Origin of the sequence: Enterococcus sp. VV15, from assembly GCF_005236045.1 — a bacterium.
GTDB classification, from domain to species: domain Bacteria; phylum Bacillota; class Bacilli; order Lactobacillales; family Enterococcaceae; genus Enterococcus_B; species Enterococcus_B durans.
Map to the genome: position 1 here is coordinate 1 of NZ_QPTY01000124.1, position 356 is coordinate 356.

Genomic DNA, 356 nt, shown 5'->3' on the forward strand with positions numbered 1-356 from the left:
TGCACGGTTTTACCCGCCTGACGGTTTTCAAGACCGTTCCCTTCAGCCGGACTTGGGTAATCCTCCAATATGAAACTGTATCATGACCCGTACGGGATTCGAACCCGTGTTACCGCCGTGAAAGGGCGGTGTCTTAACCGCTTGACCAACGGGCCAGGTAAAAATATTGAAACGGAGAAGGAGGGATTTGAACCCTCGCGCCGGTTTCCCGACCTACACCCTTAGCAGGGGCGCCTCTTCAGCCACTTGAGTACTTCCCCAAAACCAATAAGATTTTGTACTAATGGGCCTAAATGGACTCGAACCATCGACCTCACGCTTATCAGGCGTGCGCTCTAACCAGCTGAGCTATAGGC

At 52.5% G+C, this 356-nt stretch carries 3 tRNA genes; all 3 read right to left on the minus strand.

Annotated elements, in window-relative coordinates:
• Window positions 1-83 precede the first annotated feature (83 nt).
• Window positions 84-155 (minus strand) — tRNA-Glu (locus DVW83_RS14920).
• 17 nt (window positions 156-172) lie between these two features.
• A tRNA-Ser gene (locus DVW83_RS14925) sits at window positions 173-260 on the minus strand.
• A 24-nt stretch (window positions 261-284) separates the two neighbouring features.
• Window positions 285-356 (minus strand) — tRNA-Ile (locus DVW83_RS14930).